We start from the raw sequence: 24923 nt of genomic DNA on the forward strand, positions 1-24923 counted from the left end.
TAGATGCGTCCTCAGCTCGCGGGACCGAAGTAGCTGACGTCGTCATTGCCGATCAGGTCGGGCACGGTCCAGCCGTCGAGGTCGTACTCGGCCAGGCACGCCTCGGCCAGGCCCTTCATCTGGTCGACGCCGCCACGGTTCTGGGCGGCGAACAGCAATTCGGCCTTGACGTTCTCGTGGTTGCCGGAATAGTTGCGCTCGTAGAGCTCGTGGCGGCCACCGAACTCGGAGCCGACCGAGTCCCACAGCGCCTTCATCACCTTGACGCGGTCGACGGCGGTGATGCCGTTGGAGCCGCGGACGTACTTGTCCAGGTACGGCCGGACGTCGGGACTCTTGAAATCGGCGGCGCTCGACGGGAGATAGATGAGCCCGGAGGCGACATCCTGCTCGATGATCTCCTTGATCCGGGGGTAGCCCTGCATCATGAACATCCGGTAGGTGAGGCCGTACTCGAGGCGCGGGATGACGGTGTCGCCGATCCACGGTTCGGGATTACGTGCCATCGCGTCGCTCAGGGTCCAGAACAGGTTGCGCCAGCCGATGACCTCGCCGACACGGGTCTGCACCCCGCGGAAGCCGCCCGATCCGGTCGCGTCGAGCGCCTTCATCAACAGCCCGGCGATGAAATCGAGTTTGACCGCCAGGCGTGTGCATCCCTGAAAGGTGAAGCGCGGCAAGAATCCTGACTGAGGGAAGAACGAGTTGATGCGTTCGACGTCGCCATACATGAAGACGTTCTCCCACGGGACCAGCACCTTGTCGAAGACGAAGATGGTGTCGTTCTCGTCCATCCGACTCGACAGCGGGTAGTCGTAGGGGCTGCCCATCACGGCCGCCTGCTGGGTGTAAGAGGTCCGGCAGATCAGCTTGATGCCCGGTGCATCCATCGGCACGGTGCAGATGAGGGCGAACTCCTTCTTGCGGATGGGCAGTCCGTAGTGGGCGATGAAGTTGTAGTTGGTGATGGCCGAGCCGGTCGCGACGACCTTGGCGCCGGAGACGATGAGCCCGGCGTCGGTCTCCTTCTCCACCTTCATGAACACGTCACCGACCTCGTCGGGCGGGAGCTGGCGATCCACCGGCGGATTGATGATCGCGTGGTTCCAGTACAGGACCTTCTCCTGCGACTCCCGGTACCAGCGTTCGGCATTGGCCTCGAACGGCGCGTAGAGATCCTTGTTGGCGTGCAGGGTTCCCAGGAAGCTGGCCTTGTAGTCGGGGGAGCGACCCATCCACCCGTAGGTCATCCGCGCCCACTCGGCGATCGCGTCGCGCTCCTTGACGAGGTCGTCGGCGCTCGTCGGCGCCTTGAAGAACGGCATCGTCACCCCGCCGTTGCCGGTGTCGGTCGGCGCGGTCACCGTATCCTTGTGCGGCCCTTCATGCATCGAGTCGTAAAGGCGTGCGGTCATCCGCACCGGGTTACGGAAGGCGGGATGGGTGGTCACATCCTTGACCCGTTCCCCGTGCAGCCAGATCTCCCGGCCATCGCGAAGCGATTCGATGTATTCGTCACCGGTCATCGGACGTGAGGCGAAGTTGCGGGTCTTGTTGACCGCCGAGTCCGCAGCCGGATTCTGCTGAGGCGCTTGATCGTCGGAGGCGGTGTCGGGACGTTCGATGGTGGTCATGATTGATATCTCTTTCTGATCGATTGATCGATGGTGTCGATGGATGGGGGTCACGCGGGCTGGTCGGCCCGACGCAGATGAAACGGGGTGAAGGTGGTCGTCGAGTCGAACCAGCCCGAATGCGGGTCGTCGGCCGACAGTGACCACAGCGCATTGACGCTCGGTTCACCGAGATCGTGAAAGGTGCTGCGGTAGTACAGCAACGGCGGCTTCCCCGACGACATGGCGTCGACGATCTCGCCGATGAAGATGATGTGGTCGCCGCCGTCGTAGCTGCGCCACGCCTCACAGCTCAGCGTGGCGGCCGATCCGCACAGGATCGGCGCGGTCGCGCCGTCGGCCCAGACCGGTCCGGGCGTCGTCGGCCGTCCGGCGAAATGCATTGCGATGTCGAGCTGATCGGCCGCCAGGATGTTCACCGCGAACGGCGCCTGCTCGAGATATCCACACGCCTTGGACTTCCGCGTCAAGGTGACCTGACAGAGCCTCGGTTCCAGCGACACGGCGGTGAATGCGGTGACCGTCGCTCCGTGCGGCTCGCCGTCGGCGTTTTCGCAGGTGATCACGGTGACGCCGCTGGCGAACTGTCCGAAGATGTTCTGCAGTGCCTTGCGTTCCATCGCCATCCTCCTTTCTCGTGGGGCACACTGTGATGTAGAACATAGGGCGACTGCAGCCCGCAGGACGATCCGCTGAGCGCGATGGCGAGCCGGAATGCGCGACGGACTTCTGACCGGCGGTCGTGAGGAGAAGTGATGAGCCGACTCGAGCAGCTGACCATGCCGGATGATCCGGACTGGGATGCTGCCTCCCACGCGGTCTCCGACGCCTATTTCCCGCACAGCCTGAGCCCACGCGAGTCGCAGAGCAGTGCGGTCGACGCGGATGTGGCAGTGACCGTCGTCGGCCCACTGCGGATCGCGCGGATCGGATGGGGCGCGGAGGTGTCGATCCACTCCGATCACCCCGGCGCCTACGGCATCAACGTCCCGCTGGGCGGGGTGCTCGAGACGCACGTGGGTGGACATTCCGTGGTCTCGACCAACGGGCTGGCCACCATCAATCCGCCCGACACGCCGGCGGACATCACGCGGTGGTCGAGCACCTGCACGATCGTGGGCATCAAGATCGATCGGGATTTCCTGCGGCGCGAGGTCGACCGGGTCGCGAGCGGGTCCGACATGCAGATCCCGGATCAGGTGGATCTGCGGTCGCCGGAGGGGGCGAGCTGGTTCCGGTTGGTGCAGTCGATCGCGTCTCAGCCCGCCGACGACCCGCTGCTGGGCAATCCGCTCGTCGCCGAGCAGTTGGCGGGGTCGCTGACCGATGCGTTTCTCCTGGCGGCGCTACCGACCGACCCTGGAGACGTGCACCTGCCGCGCCCGCGCATCGTCACACGGGTCCTGGATGCGCTGCGCGCCGACCCGGCCCGATCATGGACGGCGGCAGACATGGCAGAGGTGGCCGGGGTAAGCGTCCGGCGCCTGCAGGAGGGGTTTCGCGAGTACGTGGGCCGCACGCCGCGTGAGTGCCTGACCGACATCCGACTCGCGGCCGTGCACGACGACCTCCGGCTCGGGCAGGTTCAGTCGGTGACCGATGCGGCACTGAAGTGGGGTTTCACCCATTCGGGCCGGTTCGCCGCGGCGTTCCGGCACAAGTACGGGGTGTCGCCGTCACAGGTCCGACGCGACCTGTGACGGCGACGTCTCTCAGGAGAGCGAAGCGCGGACGGCCTTCGCGGCGGTGACCATGTTGGTCAGCGACTCGACCACCTCGTCGGTTCCGCGTGTCTTGAGTCCGCAGTCGGGATTCACCCAGAGTCGCTGCACGTCAACGGCTTCCAGTGCGGCTGACAACGACTTCTGGATCTCGTTCGCATCGGGCACCCGGGGAGAGTGGATGTCGTAGACGCCAGGGCCGACTCCGTTGGCGAAGCCCACCGCGTTCAGGTCCTCGAGGACCTCCATGCTCGAACGGGCGGCCTCGATCGACGTGACGTCGGCATCGAGGGCCGCGATCGCGCCGATCACCTCGCCGAACTCCGAATAGCAGAGGTGGGTGTGCACCTGGATGGCGTCGGAGACCCCGGAGGTGGACAGCCGGAACGCGCGCACCGCCCAGTCCAGATAGGCCTGCTTGTCGGCGTCGCGCAGCGGCAGCAGCTCCCGCAGAGCGGGCTCGTCCACCTGGATGATGCCCACACCGGCCTTCTCGAGATCCACGGTCTCGTCACGTATGGCGAGCGCGATCTGATTCGCCGAGTCGGCCAACGGTTGATCGTTGCGGACGAAAGACCAGGCCAGGATCGTCACCGGACCCGTGAGCATTCCCTTCAACGGCTTGTCGGTCAACGACTGTGCGTAGGTGATCCAGTCGACGGTCATCTGGTCGGGCCGGGACACGTCGCCGAACAGGATCGGTGGGCGGACGCAGCGGGTGCCGTAGGACTGGACCCATCCGTTCGTGGTCGCGAAGAATCCGTCGAGCTGCTCGGCGAAGTACTGCACCATGTCGTTGCGCTCGGGCTCCCCGTGCACCAGCACGTCGAGCCCGATCTTCTCCTGCAATGCGATGACGCTCGAGATCTCGTCGCGCATCCGCCGCTCGTACTCCGCGCGGTCGATGGCCTTCGAACGCAGTGCCGCACGGGCCTTCCGGATGGTGGTCGTCTGCGGGTACGAGCCGATCGTCGTGGTGGGCAACGGTGGCAGCCCCAGTCGCGCGGCCTGGGCGGAGCTGCGTGCCGAGGCGTCCCCACGGGTCACGTCGGCATCGGTGATCGCTGCGAGGCGCGTGCGAACGGCGGTGTCCCGCAGGCGCGGATCCGTCTCCCGTGTGGCCAGCGCGGCGCGGCTCGCATCGAACGACTGGGCCTCGCTCTCGCGCCCGTTGCGCACCGCGCGCGACAGGGTGGCGACCTCGACGAACTTGTCGGATGCGAAGGCGAGCCAGCCGCGCAGTGCCGTCTCCGGCGCGAGGCTGTAGGGGACGTGCAGGGTGGAGCACGATGTCGATACGGCGAGGTCACCGACCGACCCCAGGAGCGTGCCGAGGGTACCGAGTGCACCGTCGAGGTCGGTGCGCCAGACGTTCCGGCCGTCGACGACGCCCGCGACCACCAGTTTCGACGACAGTTCCGGTGCTGCGGCGACCGACTCGACACGACCCTCGATCAGGTCGACGGCGACGCCCTCGATCCCGGTACGGGCCAGCGCACCCAGCGCGGGGCCCGCGTCGCCGAAATACGTCGCGACCAGGATCGCGGGACGCCGCGACACACCGCTGAGGCGCGAGTACACGGAGTGAGCCAGCTCGGGCAGCCCGTCGGCGACGTCGGAGACCAGCGCGGGCTCGTCGAACTGCACCCACTCGACACCGGCGTCGACGAGTCTGTCGAGCAAGTCGATGTAATGCGGGATGAGGTCATCGATCCTCGTGATCGGCGCCGGGGCGTCGTCGACCGCCTTGGCCAGCGCGAGGAAGGTGATCGGTCCGATGACGACCGGGCGGGCGGTGATGCCGGCGCCGTGGGCCTGCGCGATCTCGGACAGCACCTTGTCCGGTCGCAGGGTGAATTGCGTGTCTGCCGAGATCTCGGGGACGAGATAGTGATAGTTCGTGTCGAACCACTTGGTCATCTCGAGCGGGGTCACATCTGCGTTGCCCCGTGCGGCGGCGAAGTAGCGATCGAGCGGATCGCTGATCCCGGCCACCCTCGGCGGCAGCGCGTCGAGCATGACCGCGTGTCCAGCATCTGGTCGTAGTAGGAGAACGTGTTGACCGGGATCGAGTCGATCCCGGCGGTGACGAGTTCCTGCCATGACCGGCGGCGCAGGTCCGCCGCCGTGCTGTCGAGCTCGGCGGCGCTGACCCGGCCGGCCCAGGACCCCTCGACAGCTCGCTTGAGTTCGCGGTTCGGTCCGATGCGTGCGGTCCCGAGCACAGTGGTGGTGAATCGGCGGACGTCCGCCGGTGATGTCGGTGTCGACATGATGAGAGCACTCCTGCAACGTTGCGGAAGGTCCACCGCCTGCAGGTGCGTTCGAACACGGCCCCATGACGACACGCGAGTTCGACCTGCGCCCATTCCACGAGGCGGTGAGCCACCGGACGCGGCGCGCCCGGTACACCTGGCAGGTCTTCGGGCTCGTCGGCACTCATCTGCAGCTCACACTGCTCGACGCTCCTACTGGCCGTCGCTTCCCGGACCGTTCGGTCCAGTGCTCATGACGGCGGTCGTTCCGACATACCGCTGCGGGACAGCTCCGGATTCACACCGGATTCCCTCTCGTCGGTAGCCACCACCCGTCGGGCAGGACAACCGGACTCGACGTCGCACACCGCCGTAGGGGCTCCTTGTGGCAGGGCGACGAACCAACTGCGATCGCCACGTTACCGCAGGCTGCCGACGGTCAGCTCCCGCGGTAGGTGGAGTACGAGTAGGGACTCAGCAGGACCGGCACGTGATAGTGCCGATCGGGGTCGTCGACCTCGAAGCAGATGTCGATCTCGGGATAGAACCCGGCGATGTCGTTGGCGCTGAACCAATTGCCGGTGTCGAAGACGAGATGATGGATGCCGGGGATCAGTGCAACGACGTTCACCTGGGCGATCCGTCCGTCGGCGTCGGTCACCCCGGAGGCGAGCTCGGTGCCGCTCGCGTCCTGCAGGGACACCTCGACACCGGTTGCCGGGGAACCGGTGACGGCGTCGAGGACGTGGGTGGACAGGCCGGTCACGTTGCCGCCTCCTCCTCGAGATAGATGCTCGCCGGTGTCAGCATACGGATCAGTCTGCTGCGGTTGATCTTCGCCAGCTCCATCCGCATCACGCGGCGTTCGGTCTCCGGGTCGTTGTGCATCCGTTGCTTGAGTATGTCGAGCAACTCGTGCGCCGGACGGCCGTTCGCGAACACGAGATAGACGTGACCGAACCTCTCCTCGTAGGCCGCGTTGAGCTCTTTGAGCTCGGCGAGCACGGCCGTCTCCGCACCCGCCACCCCCGACTGCTCGCGCTCCGATGCCGGATTGTCCGGCCGGTCACCGATGCGCGGATGACCGGACAGTGCCTCGTCGAGGTCGGCATCGGTGAGCTCGGCGAGGATCAGGTCGGCATACTCCAGCAATCCCTCGTCGTCGGAGAACGGACGGGCCTTCGCGACTCGCAACGCCCAGATGCTGGAGCTGCAGCATTCGAACAGCTGATGGATCGCCTGGTGCTGGGACAGCTCGTTGAAGCTGGCCAGTCCCCGCCAATCGACACGACGCATACACCCAGCCTAGGAGAGTTCGGGCTGACGGCTGAACCGGGCCGACGTGAACGGATTGGCGTCCGCCACGAGATCGTCGAACCGGTAGTTGGCGATCTTGGCGATCTCGATGAGTGCGAAGGACTTCTCGCTCGTCTCCGAGTTGTCCATCCTGGCCCACCCGCTGCGGAGTACGCGGTCGTAGCGCTCGGTCTCGCGGGCGCAGATCACCAGCGGGAACCCGAAGTGATCGCGGTAGGCCCCGGCCAGGTTGACCACGTTCTCGTGTTCGGTCTCCTCCAGATGCGACAGCCCCTTGTGGTCGACGGCGACCAGCTCGCCGGTGTCCTCGTCCTCGGCCCCGAGGTCGGGGAAGGCGCGGATGAGGTCGAGCTGTTCGGTGTCGCTGCCGGTCAGCATGGCCTCCTGGAAGGCGCTGCGCAGATCGTGGACGTCCTCGAAGGGCTTCTGGTCCCAGGCCCGATCGAGGACCCAGTCGACGTTCTGGACGACGCCGCCGAAGGTCTCGCGGAACTGCTCCTTGGTCATGGTGTTGACCTCGTCGAGCGTGATGTCGCCCCCGCCGGCGACCGCCGGACCCTTCGCACCGATGTGGAAGAACAAGAGGTTCAACAGGATCGCGGTGATCGCGCCCATGGTGATGCCGGTGGAGAAGGGGATCTGCAAGATCAGGTTCGGCATCGCCTGGTCGACGCCGGGCAAGGCGGGGACGTCCACCTGCTCGCCGGATTTCTCGATGACCGTCGTCGGCGCCGAGGACTGCGAGAACTGGACGTACAGCGCCACGGCGAGCGAGGTCGCGGCGATGATCAGGTTGCGATGATCGGTGAAGTCCACCGAGGTGAGCGTCTGGATGCCGACGATGGCAACCGTGGCGAACATGATCAGCGCGGCACCACCGAGCACGGGCGCCGGGATCGACTCGACGACCTTCGCCAGCTTCGGCAGCACGCCGAGGATGATCATGATGACGCCCGCGCACGCGACCACCCAGCGGCTCTTCACCCCGGTCAGGCGGACGAGACCGACATTCTCCGAGAACGCCGTGTACGGGAACGAGTTGAACGAACCGCCGATGACGGTGGCCAGACCGTCGGCGCGGACCGTGGCGGCCACGTCTTCCTTCTTGATCCGCTTGCCGACGATCTCACCGGTCGCGAACACCGAGCCGGTCGACTCGACGGCGACCACGAGCAGCACCACGATCAGGGAGACGATCGCGACGATGTCGAAGCGCGGCCATCCGAACGCGAACGGCGGGGTGAACCCGAGCCAGCTCGCCTCGCCGACGGAGGAGAAGGATGCGTCGCCGAACAACCAGGCAACGAATGTCCCGACGACGAGCCCGAGCAGGACGGCGATGGTGGCCATGAAGCCGCGGAAGAAGCGCTGCATCAACACGATCAGGAGGATGGTGCCGAGGACGTAGAGCACCCATCGCCAGTTCGCCGAATCGTGCAGGTGGGTGGCGGGGTCGCTGACGGCGTCGCCCGCACCGACCGGGATGAGGCAGACGCCGATGATCGTAATCAGGGTGCCGGTGACCACGGGCGGCAGGAATCGGATCAGTTTCGCGAAGAACGGTGCGATCAGGAAGGTGAAGACGCCCGCGGCGATCACGGCGCCGTAGACGGTCTGCAGACCGACCCGGCCACCGCCGTGATTGTTGGCGATCTGGATGACGGGCGCGAGAGTCGCGAAGGTGATCCCCTGCAGCAGCGGCAGTCGCACACCGATCTTCCACACCCCGACCGCCTGCAGCAGAGACGCGATGCCGCAGGTGAACAGATCGGCGGTGATCAGCATCGTCAGCGCCTCGGAATCGAGGTCGATGGCGCGGGCGATGAGCAGCGGCACCAGCACGGCACCCGCGTAGAACGCGACCACGTGCTGTGCGCCGAGTGCGACCAGTTTGCCGGCGGGCGGCACCTCGTCGACCGGGTGGACGCGCTTGCGTCGCGCCGGGGCCGGGGCGGTCGATGCCTCGGCAATGTGCTTGTCAGCCATGTCCCTCTCGCCTTCTACGATCTCGGCCATCGGGCTCATGGCGTCGCTGCGCCCCCGGTGGCAGCTAAATAGTGGACCTCGCAACGCATTCCCGCTCGGCGGCGGATCGTATATTGCGGCAAGGTAAAAGGGACGGAACGGACGTGCGGGCCGGCGGGCGGGAGGTGATCGTGATGGGCGAGGACACAGGGGAGCGAGCCCCGGTGCATCCGGGTGGTGAGGTTCTCGGGGTCGTTCTCGCGGCGGGCGCCGGGAGCCGGTTCGGAGAGCCCAAAATCGGTGCACACCAAGGTCAGTGGCAGAATCGGGCGGTGCATGCACTCGCTGCCGGGGGGTGCGGGGAGGTTCTCGTCGCGATGGGGGCCCGGGTCGTCGAACCGCCGGCCGGGTCGTCGGCGCTTCAGGTGCCGCGGTGGGCCGAGGGGCTCGGTGAGACGGTGCGCGTGGCGATCGCCGAGGGCCGTCGTAGGCCCGGGTTGTGCGCGATGGTTTTACATGTTGTTGACACGCCGGACGTCGGTGCACAGGTGGTGGCGCGGGTCATCGCGGCGGCGGGGCCGTCGCGGGGGGCACTGGCTCGCGCCTGCTTCGGTGGGCGCCCCGGGCACCCGGTCTGTGTCGGCGCCGACCATCTGGCCTCGCTGGCCGCCACACTGACCGGCGACGTCGGGGCGGGTCCCTATCTCGCGGCACATCACGACGACGTGGTCGCCGTCGAATGTGGTGATCTGGCAACGGGTGTCGACATCGACCGGCGCTGATCGTCCGCGGCGGCATCTTCGGCCGACGACGGCGGCGGGACGAGGAGGGCCATCACCGAGTCGAGGATGCGCTCGGGGGCCACGAGTCCACGGGTGTGTCCGACGATGCGGGGTTGCGCGGCGGGCAGAAAGGTCGCGGCGATGAGGATCTGGGCCACGGCCTGCGGATCGACCGAGCAGGCGACCACCCCGCTCGCCTGCGCCGACGAGATGTAACGCGTCAGGGCATCGATGCCGCGCTGCGGGCCGTAGTCGTTCTCGAGCATGACCGCGAACGTCTCGTTCCGGACCGACACGTCGGCCTGCGCCGCCATCATCACATCGAGGCCCGACTCGAGGAACTCGGCGACCCCCACGACGAAGCGATGCAGTCCCTCGCGCAGCTCGTCGGCGGTCGCCGGTGGGCCCGGTGGAACGGCGCGGAACTGCCACAGCGGGCGCAGCGCCTCGTCGAACACAGCTTTGATCAGGCCTTTGCGGTCGCCGAAGTGATAGAAGATGCTTCCTTCGGAAATGCCCACCCGCGAAGCGATCTCGCGGGTCGTCAGGCCGGCGATGCCACGCTCGGTCATGACGCCGAGGGTCGCCACGACGATCTCGTCGCGACCGATCTTGGGGGGTCGTCCACGGCGCACCACGAAGGCCACTCTACCTGGATGACGATATTTGTTGAGTAATCACTCAGAATGTGTCATGTTTATTGAGTTCGTACTCAATAAGGAGGCCGGCGTGGCTCGGAAGTGGTTGACCCTGACAGCCGTCTGTACCGGCGTCTTCATGCTGCTGCTCGACGTGACGATCGTGAATGTGGCACTGCCCGACATCCAGGCCGACCTCGGGTCGTCGCTGTCCGGTCTGCAGTGGGTGATCGACGCGTATGCCCTGACCCTGGCTGCGCTGCTGCTCACCTCGGGCACGATCGCCGACATCATCGGTCGGCGCCGGGTGTTCGCGTCCGGCATCGTCGTCTTCACCATCGGGTCGCTGGCGTGCGGGCTGGCACCGACGATCGAGACGCTTGTCGCCGCACGCGCGCTGCAGGGGGTGGGCGGCGCCATCATGTTCGCGACCTCCCTGGCGCTGCTCGCCCAGGCGTTCGCCCCGAGGGAACGAGGGGTCGCGTTCGGCGTGTTCGGTGCGGTCACCGGCGTCTCGGTCGCAGTCGGTCCGGTGCTCGGCGGCATCCTCACCAGCGGGTTGTCATGGCACTGGATCTTCTTCGTCAACATCCCCGTGGGTGTGGCGGCGCTGGTCGTCACGGCCGTCGGGGTAGACGAGTCCAAGGCGCCGGGCGTGCAGCGGATCGACTGGCTGGGATGTGTGACCTTCAGTGCCGCACTGGCTTTCCTCGTGTTCGGCCTCATCCGCAGTCACGCCGACGGATGGGGATCCATTCCGGTGGCCGGTTCACTGGTCCTGGCCGCGGTGCTCCTCGGCGCCTTCGTCGTCGTCGAACGGACCGTCGGTTCCCCGATGATCGATGCGGCTCTGCTCAGGGTCCCGACGTTCAACGGCGGGCTCATCGCGGCGTGGGCGATCTCGGCATCGATGTTCTCGGTGCTCACCTACCTGGTGATCTATCTGCAGACGATCATGGGCTACACCGCACTCGAGGCCGGCCTGCGATTCCTACCGTTCTCTGGTGTCGTCTTCGTCGCCGCCGGGGTGGCCGGGCGGCTGTCCGATCTGGTGCCGGTCCGCTGGCTGATCGGTCCGGGCTTCGTGCTGGTGGCCGTCGGACTGTGGCTGATGCGCGGCACCGATCCGACTGGGAGTTGGACCCAACTGGTGCCGGGCTTCGTCGTCGCGGGGATCGGGACCGGGCTGATCAACCCGCCGCTGGCATCGACCGCGGTCGGCGTCGTCGAACCGGCGCGGGCTGGGATGGCGTCGGGCATCAACTCGACGTTCCGCCAGATCGGCATCGCCACCGGTGTCGCATTGCTCGGCAGCCTGCTGGCGTCCCGGTTCGCCGACCAGGTCGGTGCGGCGCTGCAGGGTGGGCCCTTGGCGTCCCGGGCCACCGAGATCGGGACGGCGGTCGCCGACGGTGAGATCGCCCGTGTCGCAGCGACCGTACCCGCGTCACTGCGCGGCGAACTGTTCGCCGAGGCCGGCCGTGGCTACGCGAACGCGCTGGACCTGATCCTCGGGATCTCCGCGCTCGTCGCGATCGTGGCGGCGGTGGTGACGTTCTTCCTGATCCGCAGCCGGGACTTCCACGACGACGGAGGCGGGGCTCAGGAGAGCGCGTCGTCGAGTGTCGGGGAGACCTCGAGTCCCAGTGCGCCCGTGGCGAATCGCGCCACGACGGGTACGGACTCGGAGAGTGCGCCGACATAACCGCTGCGGGCGCGGCCGAACATGCGGCCGTCCTCGGCGACACCGATCAGGGCGATGAGTTCGCCGGTGGTCGGAACGCACACCGCCCAGACGAACGTCGTCTCGTCGGCCCAGTTGCGGGCCGACGAGACGACGTGGTCATACGGGTCGGGGACTCCGAGATCGGCGAGTGCGGGAACGTCGGACACCCGGTCGTCGGCGCGCAGTGCGCGCAGGTACCACGACCCGGCGTTGATCTCGACGGGATCCACGTCGCCGGCAGGTCCTACTTCAGCTCGAGCAGGAGGGTGCCCTGCGTGACGGCGGCACCCGCCTCGACGGCGAGTCCGGTGACGACGCCGTCCTTGTGCGCGGTGACCGGGTTCTCCATCTTCATCGCCTCGAGCACGACCACGAGCTCGCCGGCGGAGACCTCCTGACCCTCCTCGACGGCGACCTTCACGACGGTGCCCTGCATGGGCGCCTGGACGGCATCCCCGGACACGGCGGCGTTGCCGCCCTTCTTGCGTGAGCGGGCTTTCGGCTTCTTGCGGACGACCCCGTTGGAGCCGCCGCCACCGCCGCCGAGCGACAGGTCGCCGGGCAGGGACACCTCGACGCGACGGCCGCCCACCTCGACGACGACGTTCTGCCGCGGCAGCGAGTCGTCCTCCTCGATGGGCTCGCCACCGGTGTAGGGCTCGATCGGGTTGTCCCAGTCGGTCTCGATCCACTTGGTGTAGATGTCGAACTTCTCGTCACCGTTCTCGTCGGTGTGCCCGTGGAAGGCGGGGTTGGCGACGATGTGTCGGTGGAACGGGATGACGGTGGCCAGGCCCTCGACGTGGAACTCGGCGAGTGCACGCGCCGAGCGCTCGAGCGCCTGCTCGCGGTTCTCGCCGGTGACGATCAGCTTGGCGAGCATCGAGTCGAACTGACCGCCGATGACGTCGCCCTCGACGACACCGGAGTCGACGCGCACACCGGGGCCGGTGGGCTCACGGTAGACGGTGACGGGTCCGGGTGCGGGCAGGAAGTTGCGCCCGGCGTCCTCGCCGTTGATACGGAACTCGAACGAGTGTCCACGCGGCGTCGGGTCCTCCGAGATCTCCAGCTTCTCACCGTTGGCGATGCGGAACTGCTGTCGGACCAGGTCGATACCGGCGGTCTCCTCGGTGACGGGGTGCTCGACCTGCAGGCGGGTGTTGACCTCGAGGAACGACACCAGGCCGTCGCTGCCGACGAGGAACTCGACGGTGCCGGCGCCGTAGTAGCCGGCCTCCCGACAGATCGCCTTGGCGGACTCGTGGATCTTGGTGCGCTGCTCCTCGGTCAGGAACGGTGCAGGTGCCTCCTCGACCAGCTTCTGGAAGCGGCGCTGCAGCGAGCAGTCGCGGGTGCCTGCGACGATGACGTTGCCGTGCTGGTCGGCGATGACCTGGGCCTCGACGTGGCGGGCCTTGTCCAGGTAGCGCTCGACGAAACACTCGCCGCGGCCGAACGCGGCGACGGCCTCACGGGTGGCCGACTCGAACAGGTGAGGGATCTCCTCGATGGTGTAGGCCACCTTCATGCCGCGGCCACCGCCACCGAATGCCGCCTTGATCGCGACCGGTACACCGTGTTCCTTCGCGAACGCGACGACCTCGTCGGCGTCCTTCACCGGATCCTTGGTGCCCGGGGCCATCGGGGCGTTGGCCTTCAGGGCGATGTGACGAGCGGTGACCTTGTCGCCGAGGTCGCGGATCGACTGCGGCGACGGACCGATCCAGATCAACCCGGCGTCGATCACGGCCTGGGCGAAGTCGCCGTTCTCGGAGAGGAAGCCGTAGCCGGGGTGGACGGCGTCGGCGCCGGACTTCTTCGCGGCGTCGAGGATCTTGTCGAACACCAGGTAGGACTCTGCGGAGGTCTGCCCGCCGAGCGCGAACGCCTCGTCGGCGAGCTTGACGAACAAGGCATCGGCGTCAGGCTCGGCGTAGACGGCGACACTGGTGAGGCCGGCGTCACGAGCGGCCCGGATGACGCGCACCGCGATCTCGCCGCGGTTGGCGATGAGGACCTTGGAAATACTGTTCGCAGAGGGACTTGGCACTTGTTCTCCTGGGCGTCGTGCCGCTCGCCGAGCGGCACTGGCTGGTGTGTTGCGGACATCACTCGTCTGGGTTGTCCACCCAACCCGCCGAGGGGTTCGGCAAGCCGGGTGACGCACGACACTCGAGTCTAAGCATCAGGCGTTCAGGGCAATACCCTAGCCCACCGAGCAATCGTTCGGTGAGGGCCTCCGAGTTACTCGTGGGTACCGAATGTGGGGGTGTCGCCGACGGCTCGCACGAACTGCGTCAAATCGCGCAGATAGGCCTGCACCGGGCCGATCCGCGTGTCGTCGGCCGGTTCGGTCGCGCCATCGAGAGTGGGATTGTTCACTCCGTCGGGCTCGCCTCCCGGGGCCAGTTCGGCGACGGTGGCCTCCGGCGGGAAACGGCTGGACACGCGGAGTCCGCCCGGTGTCCGGTTCATCCAGATGTAGACCTCGTGCGGTGCATAGCTGTGACTGCGGAGCACCTTTGCCCGGCCGGCGTCGGCCTCGGCGGCCCCCGGCGCATAGCGGGTGTCGATGAACGAGATCACGAACAGGGGCTCGCCGCCGTGACCGATGAGTTCGGCGACCCGCAGGAAGGGGAGAGCGGCTCCCTGCCGTGATCGCTTCAACTCGGCCGTCGCGCGGACGACCGCCTGATCGAAGGTGGGCGAGTCGGAGACGTCGATGCAGAAGGGGGCGACGGCGACGAACCAGCCGAGCGCGGTCAGCCAGCGGGCGTCGTCGCGGGTGTGCCGGGGCAGCACGCAGCGGAACTCGGCATCGCCGGTGCGCTGATGGTGCACGAGCGCGAACGCGGCCAGCAGTCCGGCCGTCAGGGTTCCGCCCGCCTGCGAACACACCGCGGTGAAACGGTTGGCGGCGTCGTCGTCGAGGATCAGACCGTACAGCGACTGCTGCGCGATCGCGGACTCGTCGCTCGGATCGGGCCCCGGGGCGTCGAGGTCCACGCCGTCGGCCTCGGCCCCGCGGCGGTCGACACCGAGGGCGGGCATGCCGCCGCGACCGGCCTGCAGAAACGACGTCCAGGTGCCCACGGCCGGATGATCGGCGCCGGTCTGGTCGGCCAGGCGCCGTTCCTGTGCGCCGAAGTCGACGTAGCTGCCGACCTCGGGCAGGTCGGCCTCGGTATGGGCCCGTGCTGCACGGTAGAGGGTCACGAGCTCGTGCTGGGCCATGATCAGCGAGTACCCGTCCACGAGGGAGTGGTCGGCGGCGAAGAGCAGGGTGAACGATTCCTCCCGGCCCACGGTCGCGAACATGTAGGCCGGCCAGTGCAACGGTGCCGTGGCGCGGTCGAAGGCGCCGGCGATCTGCTCGATCAGCGGACCGCTCTGGGTGTACCAGCCGATCCGGCCCATCTTCAGTTTGACCGTCCCGGGATCGGTGCTGAGTCGTTGCAGACCGTCGCCCTTGATGACGACATGACTGCGCAGTACCTCGTGCCGGTCGATCCAGCGCATCAGTGTCGCTCGGATGGCGGGGATCGACAGCGGCTCGTCGAACTCGATCGACACACCCAGCCACGACTCGCGCCCGCCTTCGCGCCGCGTCCGCAACCGGTACTCGAATGCCGACCGCAGATGCTGTTCGTGGTTGTGCGACGTCAGCCGGGAGTCGTGATCCCACGCGCCCAGCCCGCCCGGCACATACGGCGTCCACTCGACGAGACCGCCGGGTTCGATCGGCTCGTCACGGATCTGGATGAACTTCATGCCCCCGGTGAACTCGCCCCACCGGTCTGTGCGCGCACCTGACCCTTGATCCGGCCGAGCATGCCCGCCATGCCCCGCAGCCGCAGCGGACTCACGGCGGAGTCGAGGCCGAGGTCGTGATAGAAGTCGCCCGGGACCGCGAGGATGTCCTCGGCCGAGGCACCGTCGAGGCCCTGATGCAGGATCGAGGCGAAGCCACGTGTCGTCGGGGCCTCTTGCGGGGCACTGAAATACAGCCGGACCGAGGAGGTGTCGTCGGCGTCGACGGACAGGAACACCGGCGACTGGCACTCCGGTACCGGCTCCATCGCGTCCTCGCGGAGATGCTCCGGGAGCTCCGGCAGTTCCCGGGAGAACTCGAGCAGCAGGGTGACCTTGTCGGAATCACCGAGTGCGCCGAAGTCGTCGACGATCTCGGCGAGGGCGGCCGGCAGACTCATGGGGTGGGTGCCGGTCCGGGCTCGGGCCCGATGGCGATGGGCACGCGAACCGCGTTGCCCCACTCCGTCCACGAGCCGTCGTAGTTGCGCACGTGGTCGAATCCGAGCAGGTGGGTCAGCACGAACCAGGTGTGACTCGACCGCTCACCGATGCGGCAGTAGGCGATCGTCGGCGTCGACGGATCGAGATCGGCGTAGATCTCGTCGAGTTCGGCCTTCTTGCGGAACCGTCCGTCGGGCGCCGCCGACTTGGCCCACGGGATGGAGACGGCGGTGGGGATGTGGCCACCGCGCAGCGCCCCCTCCTCGGGGTAATCGGGCATGTGCGTGCGTTCGCCGGTGTACTCCTGCGGCGATCGGACGTCGACGAGCGGCTCGGTACCCAGCGATGCCAGGACCTCCGGGGCGAACGCGCGGATCGCGGCGTCATCGCGCTCGACGACGGGGTAGTCCGAACGCGGGTACTCGGGGACGTCGAACGAGGTCTCACGGTCCTCGGACATCCAGGCGTCACGACCGCCGTCGAGCAGCCGGACGTCCTCGTGGCCGAACAAGGTGAAGACCCAGAGCGCATACGCCGCCCACCAGTTGCTCTTGTCCCCGTAGACGACGATCGTGTCGTCGCGCTCGATGCCCTTGCTACGCATCAGCTCGGCGAACTGCTCACCGTTGATGTAGTCGCGGGTGACCGGATCGTTCAGGTGCAGATGCCAGTCGACCTTCTGGGCCGTCGGGATGTGGCCGATGTCGAAGAGGAGGACATCTTCGTCGGACTCGATGATCTTGAGGCCGGGTGCACCGAGATGCGCCGAGAGCCACTGGGTCGTGACCAGTCGCTCCGGGTGGGCGTAGTCGGCGAACGCCGGATTCGGATCGGTCTCAACGCTCAACTGCGGTCCCCTTCGTGACTGGTCGTCGGGTCCGCGACCGGGCTGTCGTGCGGACCTGCCGACGTGGCGGTACTCCGCACAAGAGCCTACCCGTCGGGGGCCGCGACCTCAGCCGGCGCGGTGGTGTCGGCGCCCGAGTCCGTCGAGGGCGAGTCGATCGGCCAGTGCGGCAAAGACGTCGGCCATCGTCGCGTCCGCGGTCGAGGTGCGGGGATACCGGGCTCGCAGATGGATGCCGTCGGCATCGCGCCAGAACCAGAACTGCGCGGCATCGGTGTGTCGCGAGCTCGAGATCTGGCGGGTCGGAACGGACTCCGGCACCGGCAGTTTCCGGTAGTCGACGTAGGACACCATGAACACGTCGTTGCGGTGGGCGCGCAGGAGATCGGCGTAGGCCATGTACACCGGCGTGAGACCGATCCGCGCCAGTGGCAGTGCGTCGCCGAGCCGATCGGTGTTGGTCCGCAGGGTGGGTCCGCCGTCGTCGCCGGCGTCGATCATGATCGGGGCGTTGCCCACCAGCCAGCCGACGGCGCTGCGGTCGCACGGGTTGAACCGTGTGTGCACGGGCAGGATCGTGGCGAGCTCGTCGGGACCACCGGCGTCGCGCACCGCACCGGCGACGGCGGTGAGCAGCGCCGGGTATGTGCGCGCGCTCCGCGATCGGACGAAGTCATCGAAGCGTCCGGCTTCCGGCGCCGACATCAACGTGCGGATCTCGGTGTGCACGTCGGTCGCCTCGCCCGGGCCCAGTCCGAGGTCGAGCGGGAACTCCGGCACGGTCCACTCGTTGGCCGCGAGGAACTCGCCCCAGGCGCGCAGGCGCGGATCGTCGGGATCGACGTCGGGAGCCGACTCTTCCGCGGCGCGGATGTCGAGGAAGCTGACCGGGGTGGCGATCGACGGGTCTCCGTCGCCGCCGGCGAGTTCGGAGGCGATGACCGCCAGCGAGAACGCATCGACGTAGCAGTGGTCGAACGCGCAGATCACCGTCGTCGACGACGGGCGCCGGACGGCGGCCAGGTAGTGACGGAGTGGTGCGGTGGGGGAGCACGTCGCGGCGATCTCGTCGAGGACGACGGCGGTGAGTGTCGCGGCGTCGTGCATCCCGGAATCCGGATCGCGAACCTGCTGCACCGCAACGTGTCCGGGTGCGAGACGATGGCGGCGGTGGTCGTCGTCGGTGGACACGAAGTGACAGCGCAGCACTTCGTGGCGGTCGAGCAGCGACCGGATGCGTCGGGTCAGGTCCTCGAGGTCGATCGCGTCGTCGAACTCCAGCGTGAGGGCCAGCCAGCCGGCGGTTCCGCTGCGGCGCATGGCGTCGAGGTGGAACTTCTCGTTCTCCGACGGCGGCACCGCCACCGGGACGGCGCCGGCGGTCGCGGTGAGTTCCCAGCGGATGATCTCACCGGGTTCGATGGCGACGGTGTCGACGCCACAGAGTTTCACGACGAGACCACCTCCGCCGGCGCGCTGACGAGGGTGTCGGCACCCGCCGCGAACTCCGCGAGCAGGTGTCGGACGGTCTCCAGATACTTCCCGAAAGCCTCACGCGCCGTGGGGTTGTCGGGTAGGTGCGACGTCACGGTGAGCTCGTCGTGGTACCGGGTGACCCACATGTTGGCATTGCGCGTGCGACCCACCGCCTGGAATGCGGTGACCTTCTGTAGAACTGGATCGTCGGAGCCCGGGACGCGGCGGAAGTCGATGTAGGACACCATCTGTGGCGAACCGGGGTCGGGGATGTAGCTGCCGTCGGCGGCGAGCAGGCCCAGCGCGACATGTACCGGCAGGGTGGCCAGGCCACGCGCACGGACCACCGCCTCGCCGGCGACGCGGGTGAGGTCGTCGAACGGGATTCCCTCGGTCACGTCGAACGAGATCGGGACGAAGTTGCACAACCATCCCTGCGTGAGCGCGTGTTCCGGTGTCCGGGTGGACAGTACCGTCGCCGTGAAGTAGTGCTCGCTGCCCAGCAACTCGTATTGCGCGGCGGCGAGTGCCGCGTAGAGCACACCGGCGAACGATGTATCACCGCGGCGTGCGTCGCACGCGTCGAGTTCGGTCGCGGACAGCAGTCGCTGCTTGACCGGCACGGCCGGTGCGAGCTCGTCGTCGGCGAGTCCGAGGTCGAAGGGGAAGCGGGGGACCCGGCCGCCGTGGACGGCGAGGATCGTCCGCCACGCGGCGACGCGCGGGTCGGCGGGATCGGTGGCCGCGGCGATCGCCTTCTCCTCGGCGATGTAGTCGGTGTACCGGCCCGCGGTCTCCGTCTGCGGGTCCTGCCCGTCGCGGATGGCGCGGTAGAGCCGCGCGATCTCGAGATGCCCGGCGAACTGCGAGAATCCGTCGGTGTGGGAGTGATCGGACCCGGTGTAGAAGGCGAATCGGTCGCCGCCGTCGATCGCCCCGTAAGCCAGCCCGGGCATCGCGTCAAAGACGGCCTCGGAGGCGATCCGGTCGACGATGTACTCGATCGCGTGGTCGGCCTCGACCGGGGTCTCGTCCGCATCGGTCACGTACTCGATGCTCTCGGCCGGTGCGACACGGCGGAACGGTCCCGACTCGTCGACGTCGTAGACCGCCCGCAGCTCATCGTGCCGTCGGGAGAACAGGGTCAGCGCCGCGGCCATCGCCTCCCGGTCGAGCGGCCCGTCGACGACGGTGACGCTGTTCGCGGTCCCCGTGTGTGGTTCGCCCTGTGCCCGCTTGGCCTTCGCCGCGACCACATGATCGATCTGCAGGAAGCTCAGGCCGTCCGGGGTGCGTTCGGCCGCCGCGAGCGCAGCGGCGGGGTCGGCCACCCGCCACGCGACGGGTGTGCCGCCGACGAGCGCCGTCCGGAGCAGCGGGGTTCGGCTCATCGGTCCTACGATGCGTTCGTCGTCTGTGCTGCGGCGTGGGTGTACGCGAGATCGCCCTCGGCGATGACCGTGGTCAGGATGCGGTGGAACGTGGAGATGAAGCGGTGCACCTCGTCGGCCCGCGCGCCGGTCGGGAAGCGGGAGGAGATGTTGGTGCCCGCGGGGACCCGGTTGATCCAGAAGTAGACCTCGTCGGCGTTGCGGGTCGAGCTGCGCAGCACGCGCGCCTGTCGCTGGTCCCATTCGGCCGCACCCTCGGCGTGGCGCAGGTCGATGTAGGAGACCACGAATCCGGGTGGGGTGGTGTCGCCACCGATCAGATCGGCGATCGGGGCGAAGGGCGCGGCGCCGACCTTCTTGTACTCGGCCGAACTCGCCGCGATCGACGCCAGCGCCTCGGTGAACGTCGTCGCTCCCTGCGGACGCAGGTGTACCGGGATGATCCCGACGAACCATCCGGCGGCCTCGCCCCAGCGCAGTTCGCTGCGCGTGTGGATCGGGTTGAGGAAGCGCAGGTCACCCGATCCGCAGAGGGCCGCAGCCGTCATGGACAGCGCGGTGTAGATACCGGCCTGCATGTTGGCGCCGGCCTCTTTGCACAGGGCGTTGAACGCCGCGGTCTGCTGCGCATCGAGCAGCCAGGACGAGAGCGTCGCCTGGAAACCGGCGTCGGGCGTGCGCTCGGCGACGATGGAGGGTGTCTCGTGCTCGCGTGCGGAGATCGTCGTCGGGAACGTCGGCATCGGCGCGGGTTGCGGGGATTCGGGATCGGCGGCGGCGAAGAAGCGGCTCCAGCCCGCGACGGCGTCGTCGGTCTCACGGATCTGGTCACCCAGTGCGCGCTCGGCGTGGGAGAAATCGACGTAGCTGCCGAAGTCCACCAGGCCGTCGGGATCGCCGGTCACCACCGAGTCGTAGATCGCGGTCAGTTCCTTGATCGCGAACACCTGCGTGTAGGCGTCCATCACCGTGTGGTCGGCGGCGAACACCAGCAGGAAGGCGTCGTCGCGATCGGCGAGCTCGACGGTGACCGCGATGCAGTGCGGCCATGTCAGCGGGCTGACGGTGGTGTTGAAGTATTCGTTCATCCGCTCGAACACCTCGGTGCTGGTGAGGTGGTCGCCCATCGGCCGCCGCTCGACCGAGATCGCGTCGGCGGGGAGCGTGATGCGGTGCAGATCTCGGGCATCGTCGACCGACACGGAGGTGCGGAACGCCTCGTGACGGGCGTACCAGCGCGTCAACGTCGCGCTCAGGGCGTCCTCGTCAAGCGGACGTTCGATGAGGAAGGCGGTGCCGATCCACTGGCTGTACCAGGAGTCACCTTCCGCGTGGGCGCGCAGCGCGTGCTCGCTGTGCATGTAGGAGAGTCGACGCGGATCGTCGGCCCACGCCTCCGGGCCGGCCTGTGGAATCCATGCCGTCATGGTCCCGCCGGGGAGGGGGTAGTCCGCGAGCTCCGTGTACTCCATCAAAACTCCTTCGTCGTTGAAGTCGGTCACCCGGTGCCCTCGGCCCTGAGGTCGTCGCGCGCTTGCGACGCTACCGGGTGTTCGTGTGCATTGTGTTCGAGTCGTCGTCGAGATTCAAAGGCGGACAAGCAATTACCACGGCTGTTGAGATCTGCGGTGCGACTATCGGTTACCACGTCCGTTGAGGCTCGCCTGGATGAACGGCCAGCTCTTGTGCAACCGGTCCACCCAGTACGGCCAGGAGTGTGTGCCCGGGTTGACGTAGTGGAACGACGCGGGGATGCCCTGCGCGGCGAGCTGGGCCTGCAGGTTCTGCGTGCACCAGAGCGAACCGACCTCGATGGCACCGCCGACGACCTGCCGGTCGGTCGGATTGCTGTTGCCCGGGAATCCGGGGGCATCGTAGCGACCGGACTGACCTGTTCCGGTCGAGACGTAGACGCCGCTCCCGCGGAGTCCGGCGGATCGACGCAACACGTCGTGCGCGGCCCAGTCGGGATCGCCGATGCCACCCCACATGTTGTCCGCGTTGCCGCCGAACGCCGACACGATGCCGCGCGGATAGGCCTGTCCGGCCGGTCCGGTCGTCGTATAGCAACCGCTGTACGCGGCGACCGCACGATAGAAGCCGGGATTGCGCGCGGCGAGCGTCAGCGCCGATCCGGCGCCCATCGACAATCCGCCGATCCCGCGGACGCCGTTTCCGTCGAAACGCGGCTCGAGAACGGACGGGAGCTCCTTGGTCAGGAAGGTCTCCCACTTGTAGCGGCCGAGCTTCGGGTCGTCGCGCTGCCAGTCGGTGTAGAAACTGCCGTTGCCGGCGATCGGGAGCGCCACGTTGACGTTCTTGTCGGCGAAGAAGGTCGAGGCATCGGACTTGAGCAGCCAGATGCTGGTGTCGGGGCTCTCCTCGCCGAGGCCGCTGAGCATGTACATCGTCGGACGGGGGCCGCTCGGACGGCGCGGGGTGAGCACCTGCACCTTGATCGTCTTGTCCATGGAAGCGGAGTGGACGTACGCGGCGAACTGCGTCGGACCCTCCTGGACGACGCGCTCGATCCGGGTTCCCGAGGGTGCTGCCGTCGCGGTCGGCGCGACGATGACACCGAGGACGCCCGACACCAGCGCGGTCGCCACGACCATGGTGACGGCCGGCGACATGCGCCATCGTCGAAGGACGTCGCCATGGGCAGGTCCGGTGGTCGAACTCGTCATCGACGTCCTTTGCGTGAAATAGGTTAGGGTAGCCTAAACCATAGGCGTTGTTCCCTTCGGCTAACAAATTAGTAACAGGGCCTGATGGTAGCCAGGCAAGTGAGAAATGTCACCAGTTCTGGGGGGTCAATCCCCAACGGGCACATTCTTTTTGGACGCGCGTACCAAGTTCAACGGATGTTGGGAAGGCGTTCGGATCCAATCCGGAGACCGCCAGCGTCGTCGTCTCCCCGGTGTCGTGGAACCAGGCCGCCAGACCGCCGCGGAGTCGGGCCAGGCGCTCGCGGCTGACGCCCTGCGTGGTGGCCCTGGATGCGAAAGTGCCCACCCGGGAGGGCTTTCCGAGTCCGGAGAACAGAGGGTCGACGGCCCCGCCGCTCGACGCCAGCGCCAGCGGCGTCGCCGCATTGGTGCTCAGGGCGGACACGGCGCGGTCCGGCAGTGCCTGCATCAGCGGCTGGAGCCGCAACAGGCGACTCGATCGTGTTCCGGCGCCCTGATATGCCTCCTTCGCGAGGCGTCTGATCGAGCGCAGATCGTGGTCCCGACTCCATTCCGCGGGGACGTCGAGGGTGAGTCCGGTGGTGGAGTTCGCGCGCGTGTCGCCGGCCTCGTCACGCAGTGACATCGGTACCGAGACCCGCACACGGTCGGTCCAGTCGGCCCGGCCGGCATCGACGATGAGTCCGATGACGATGGCGATGAACAGGGCGGTCGTCGTGCCCTCCGCCTCCGTGACCGTCGCGCGCCATTCCTCGCCCGGGATGGACACGATCGCCAGCGGTGTCCGGATCGGTGTCTCACGCGCCATCTCCGCCTCGCTGGGAGCCGGCGGGGCGGCGGTCGACTGCGACGTCACCGGCGCGACGTCGGCCTGCTCGACGGGCCTGCGCCGGGAGGTCCACGAATCACGTGCCAGCGCAGCAAGATTGCCGCCGATCGAGATCGCCTGGCGTGTGGCGTCACGGAGGTCGTCGGTCAGGGTCGGTGCCGCCGGGTGGTAGGCGGACGTGTCGTCGGCGTCCGCGGTGGCCTGCAGGATCGACAGTCCGCCGAGCCAGCCATCGCCGACGGCATGCGAGGAGCACATGGTCACCAGGCCGCCGCCGGACCGGAGTTCTGCCGCGCGCAGTTCCCAGACGGGTCCGTCGTCGAGGTCGAAGCGCACATCTGCAGCGCTCTCGATCCACTCGAGGATCTCGTCGTCGGCGAGCGGCGGGTCGAGGTGGGTCCGTCCTGCTGCCCCCTCGGCCGCGGTCCAGTGGTCCCGCGCCAGCGGTACACGGCTGCGGTGGAGGACGCGACTGAGCGGGGTCTGCTGCAGGCGACGGCCGATCCGGTCGAGTTCCTCGGCGTCCAACGGTTCGGTGAGTCGCCAGATCGCCTGGCTGAGCACCGGCACCCCGAAGGCGCGGTCCATCCGGATGAAGAGGTCGTCGTCGTGGGTCGTGCGCTCGACGGGTGAAGTCACGCTCGTGAGGGTAGACGGCGCGCTGTCGCGGGGCGAGGGTATGGCGCGCGTGTGCCCCGAGGCTCAGAAACGGCACCAGTGTTGGCCGACGAGGCCCCAGCGGCCGAGTTCGCCCTGGACAAGAGCGGAGAGCGTGGCAGCGTCGGCGACCCGATCGGGGTCCAGCGACGTGAACGCCAGGGTGTGACCTCCATCACTCTCGGAGATCCATGCGCTCAGCCCACCGGCCATCCGTCGGACGGTGGCGAGGCCGGCGCCGACGGTGACGGCGCGCACGACCACCGGAACGGGACGCGAACCGCCGAGGGACGCGAAACCCGTGCTGAGCCGACCGAGGTTGGACGTGAGGCACAGCGGCGCGGTCATCGTCGTGGACAGCCGGCGGATCAGCGGGTCGGGTAGTGCCTGACCCAGGACTCCCAGTTGGGCACGTGCGGAAGGGGAATCGCCCAGGGACGCGAATGCGTGTTTGCTGGCCCAGCGCAGCGGCCGGAGGTCGCGGTAGCGGGTGTCGTCGACGGTGACCCGCGCCGTGACCCCCGTGGTGGCGTTGGCGCGCCGATCACCCGGCCCGCGGGTCGACATCGGCAGGGACGCTCCGACGACATCGCCGGGGCCGACGCGACCGGTCGCTTCGAGGACACCGAGGCCGATCGCGGTGAACAGGGTGTTGGTGGTGCCGCCGGCCCGCGTGGCGACCTCGGCAAAGGCCTCGCCGTCGACGCGGGTGACGTGGGCGGGGGCGGTGAACGGGGC

19 protein-coding genes, 2 pseudogenes and 1 riboswitch are annotated in these 24923 nt (G+C 67.9%); of the genes and pseudogenes, 3 read left to right on the forward strand and 18 right to left on the reverse strand.

Annotation, left to right across the window (positions count from 1 at the left end; translation table 11 throughout):
• Positions 1-11: 11 nt before the first annotated feature.
• Together EEB19_RS07995 and EEB19_RS08000 are read right to left on the reverse strand one after the other, a co-directional pair.
• Entirely contained in the window at positions 12-1634 is a 1623-nt protein-coding gene (locus EEB19_RS07995; RefSeq protein WP_187584888.1) for a 4-hydroxyphenylacetate 3-hydroxylase family protein, read from the reverse strand.
• 50 nt (positions 1635-1684) lie between these two features.
• Complete coding sequence (locus EEB19_RS08000; RefSeq protein WP_187584890.1) at positions 1685-2254, reverse strand: flavin reductase family protein; 570 nt, start codon at positions 2252-2254, stop codon at positions 1685-1687.
• A 135-nt stretch (positions 2255-2389) separates the two neighbouring features.
• Here EEB19_RS08000 and EEB19_RS08005 point away from each other — a divergent pair, with 135 nt between their 5' ends.
• Positions 2390-3334: an AraC family transcriptional regulator gene (locus EEB19_RS08005; RefSeq protein WP_187584892.1), complete on the forward strand. Its 945-nt coding sequence runs from the start codon at positions 2390-2392 to the stop codon at positions 3332-3334.
• Between the two features lie 12 nt (positions 3335-3346).
• On the opposite strand, the pseudogene metE reads toward EEB19_RS08005, so the two are convergent.
• The 4 genes and pseudogenes from metE to uraD (EEB19_RS08025) all read right to left on the reverse strand — a co-directional run bounded on the left by metE (position 3347) and on the right by uraD (EEB19_RS08025) (position 8913).
• Positions 3347-5628, reverse strand: a pseudogene (gene metE, locus EEB19_RS08010) (5-methyltetrahydropteroyltriglutamate--homocysteine S-methyltransferase).
• Between the two features lie 123 nt (positions 5629-5751).
• A riboswitch (cobalamin riboswitch) is annotated at positions 5752-5978 on the reverse strand.
• A gap of 71 nt (positions 5979-6049) precedes the next feature.
• Positions 6050-6376, reverse strand: coding sequence for a hydroxyisourate hydrolase (gene uraH, locus EEB19_RS08015; protein ID WP_187584894.1), 327 nt, complete (start codon positions 6374-6376; stop codon positions 6050-6052).
• The gene (gene uraD, locus EEB19_RS08020; RefSeq protein WP_187584896.1) at positions 6373-6906 is read right to left on the reverse strand and encodes a 2-oxo-4-hydroxy-4-carboxy-5-ureidoimidazoline decarboxylase; all 534 of its coding nucleotides are present in this window, start codon (positions 6904-6906) and stop codon (positions 6373-6375) included. Before uraD (EEB19_RS08020) ends, uraH begins: the two co-directional genes overlap by 4 nt.
• Positions 6907-6915: 9 nt before the next feature.
• On the reverse strand, positions 6916-8913 hold the full coding sequence (gene uraD, locus EEB19_RS08025; protein ID WP_187584898.1) for a 2-oxo-4-hydroxy-4-carboxy-5-ureidoimidazoline decarboxylase: 1998 nt from the start codon (positions 8911-8913) through the stop codon (positions 6916-6918).
• Between the two features lie 173 nt (positions 8914-9086).
• Between uraD (EEB19_RS08025) and EEB19_RS08030 the strand changes: the two genes are divergently transcribed.
• On the forward strand, positions 9087-9674 hold the full coding sequence (locus tag EEB19_RS08030) for an NTP transferase domain-containing protein (protein WP_187584901.1): 588 nt from the start codon (positions 9087-9089) through the stop codon (positions 9672-9674).
• Here EEB19_RS08030 and EEB19_RS08035 read toward each other — a convergent pair.
• Positions 9608-10312, reverse strand: a complete 705-nt coding sequence (locus EEB19_RS08035) for a TetR/AcrR family transcriptional regulator (protein WP_187584903.1) — start codon at positions 10310-10312, stop codon at positions 9608-9610. The genes EEB19_RS08030 and EEB19_RS08035 overlap by 67 nt on opposite strands.
• Positions 10313-10403: 91 nt before the next feature.
• On the opposite strand from EEB19_RS08035, the gene EEB19_RS08040 reads away from it, so the two are divergent.
• A complete protein-coding gene (locus EEB19_RS08040; RefSeq protein WP_187584905.1) occupies positions 10404-12017 on the forward strand; it encodes an MFS transporter in 1614 nt (537 codons plus the stop codon).
• Here EEB19_RS08040 and EEB19_RS08045 read toward each other — a convergent pair.
• From EEB19_RS08045 to EEB19_RS08095, 11 genes and pseudogenes are all read right to left on the reverse strand, one after another.
• The gene (locus tag EEB19_RS08045; RefSeq protein ID WP_187584907.1) at positions 11915-12268 is read right to left on the reverse strand and encodes a hypothetical protein; all 354 of its coding nucleotides are present in this window, start codon (positions 12266-12268) and stop codon (positions 11915-11917) included. The genes EEB19_RS08040 and EEB19_RS08045 overlap by 103 nt on opposite strands.
• A gap of 14 nt (positions 12269-12282) precedes the next feature.
• Positions 12283-14091, reverse strand: a complete 1809-nt coding sequence (locus EEB19_RS08050; RefSeq protein WP_187584909.1) for an acetyl/propionyl/methylcrotonyl-CoA carboxylase subunit alpha — start codon at positions 14089-14091, stop codon at positions 12283-12285.
• Positions 14092-14285: 194 nt separating this feature from the next.
• Positions 14286-15812 (reverse strand): condensation domain-containing protein, encoded by a 1527-nt coding sequence (locus EEB19_RS08055; protein ID WP_187584911.1) that lies wholly within the window; start codon positions 15810-15812, stop codon positions 14286-14288.
• Positions 15809-16252: a SufE family protein gene (locus tag EEB19_RS08060; RefSeq protein WP_187584913.1), complete on the reverse strand. Its 444-nt coding sequence runs from the start codon at positions 16250-16252 to the stop codon at positions 15809-15811. Before EEB19_RS08060 ends, EEB19_RS08055 begins: the two co-directional genes overlap by 4 nt.
• Positions 16249-17142, reverse strand: a complete 894-nt coding sequence (locus EEB19_RS08065; RefSeq protein WP_187584915.1) for a sulfurtransferase — start codon at positions 17140-17142, stop codon at positions 16249-16251. The genes EEB19_RS08060 and EEB19_RS08065 overlap by 4 nt, the downstream gene beginning before the upstream one ends.
• Before the next feature lie 108 nt (positions 17143-17250).
• The gene (locus tag EEB19_RS08070) at positions 17251-18594 is read right to left on the reverse strand and encodes a condensation protein (RefSeq protein ID WP_187584917.1); all 1344 of its coding nucleotides are present in this window, start codon (positions 18592-18594) and stop codon (positions 17251-17253) included.
• Complete coding sequence (locus tag EEB19_RS08075; RefSeq protein ID WP_187584919.1) at positions 18591-20009, reverse strand: condensation domain-containing protein; 1419 nt, start codon at positions 20007-20009, stop codon at positions 18591-18593. Before EEB19_RS08075 ends, EEB19_RS08070 begins: the two co-directional genes overlap by 4 nt.
• 5 nt (positions 20010-20014) lie before the next feature.
• Positions 20015-21481 (reverse strand): condensation domain-containing protein, encoded by a 1467-nt coding sequence (locus tag EEB19_RS08080; protein ID WP_187584921.1) that lies wholly within the window; start codon positions 21479-21481, stop codon positions 20015-20017.
• A 162-nt stretch (positions 21482-21643) separates the two neighbouring features.
• Positions 21644-22624 (reverse strand): alpha/beta hydrolase family protein, encoded by a 981-nt coding sequence (locus EEB19_RS08085; protein ID WP_187584971.1) that lies wholly within the window; start codon positions 22622-22624, stop codon positions 21644-21646.
• Positions 22625-22805: 181 nt separating this feature from the next.
• Positions 22806-24167: a hypothetical protein gene (locus tag EEB19_RS08090; protein WP_187584923.1), complete on the reverse strand. Its 1362-nt coding sequence runs from the start codon at positions 24165-24167 to the stop codon at positions 22806-22808.
• A 63-nt stretch (positions 24168-24230) separates the two neighbouring features.
• Positions 24231-24923 (reverse strand): annotated as a pseudogene (locus tag EEB19_RS08095) (hypothetical protein); the annotation flags it as partial.

Origin of the sequence: Gordonia sp. OPL2 (assembly GCF_003797825.1) — a bacterium.
Lineage (GTDB): Bacteria > Actinomycetota > Actinomycetes > Mycobacteriales > Mycobacteriaceae > Gordonia.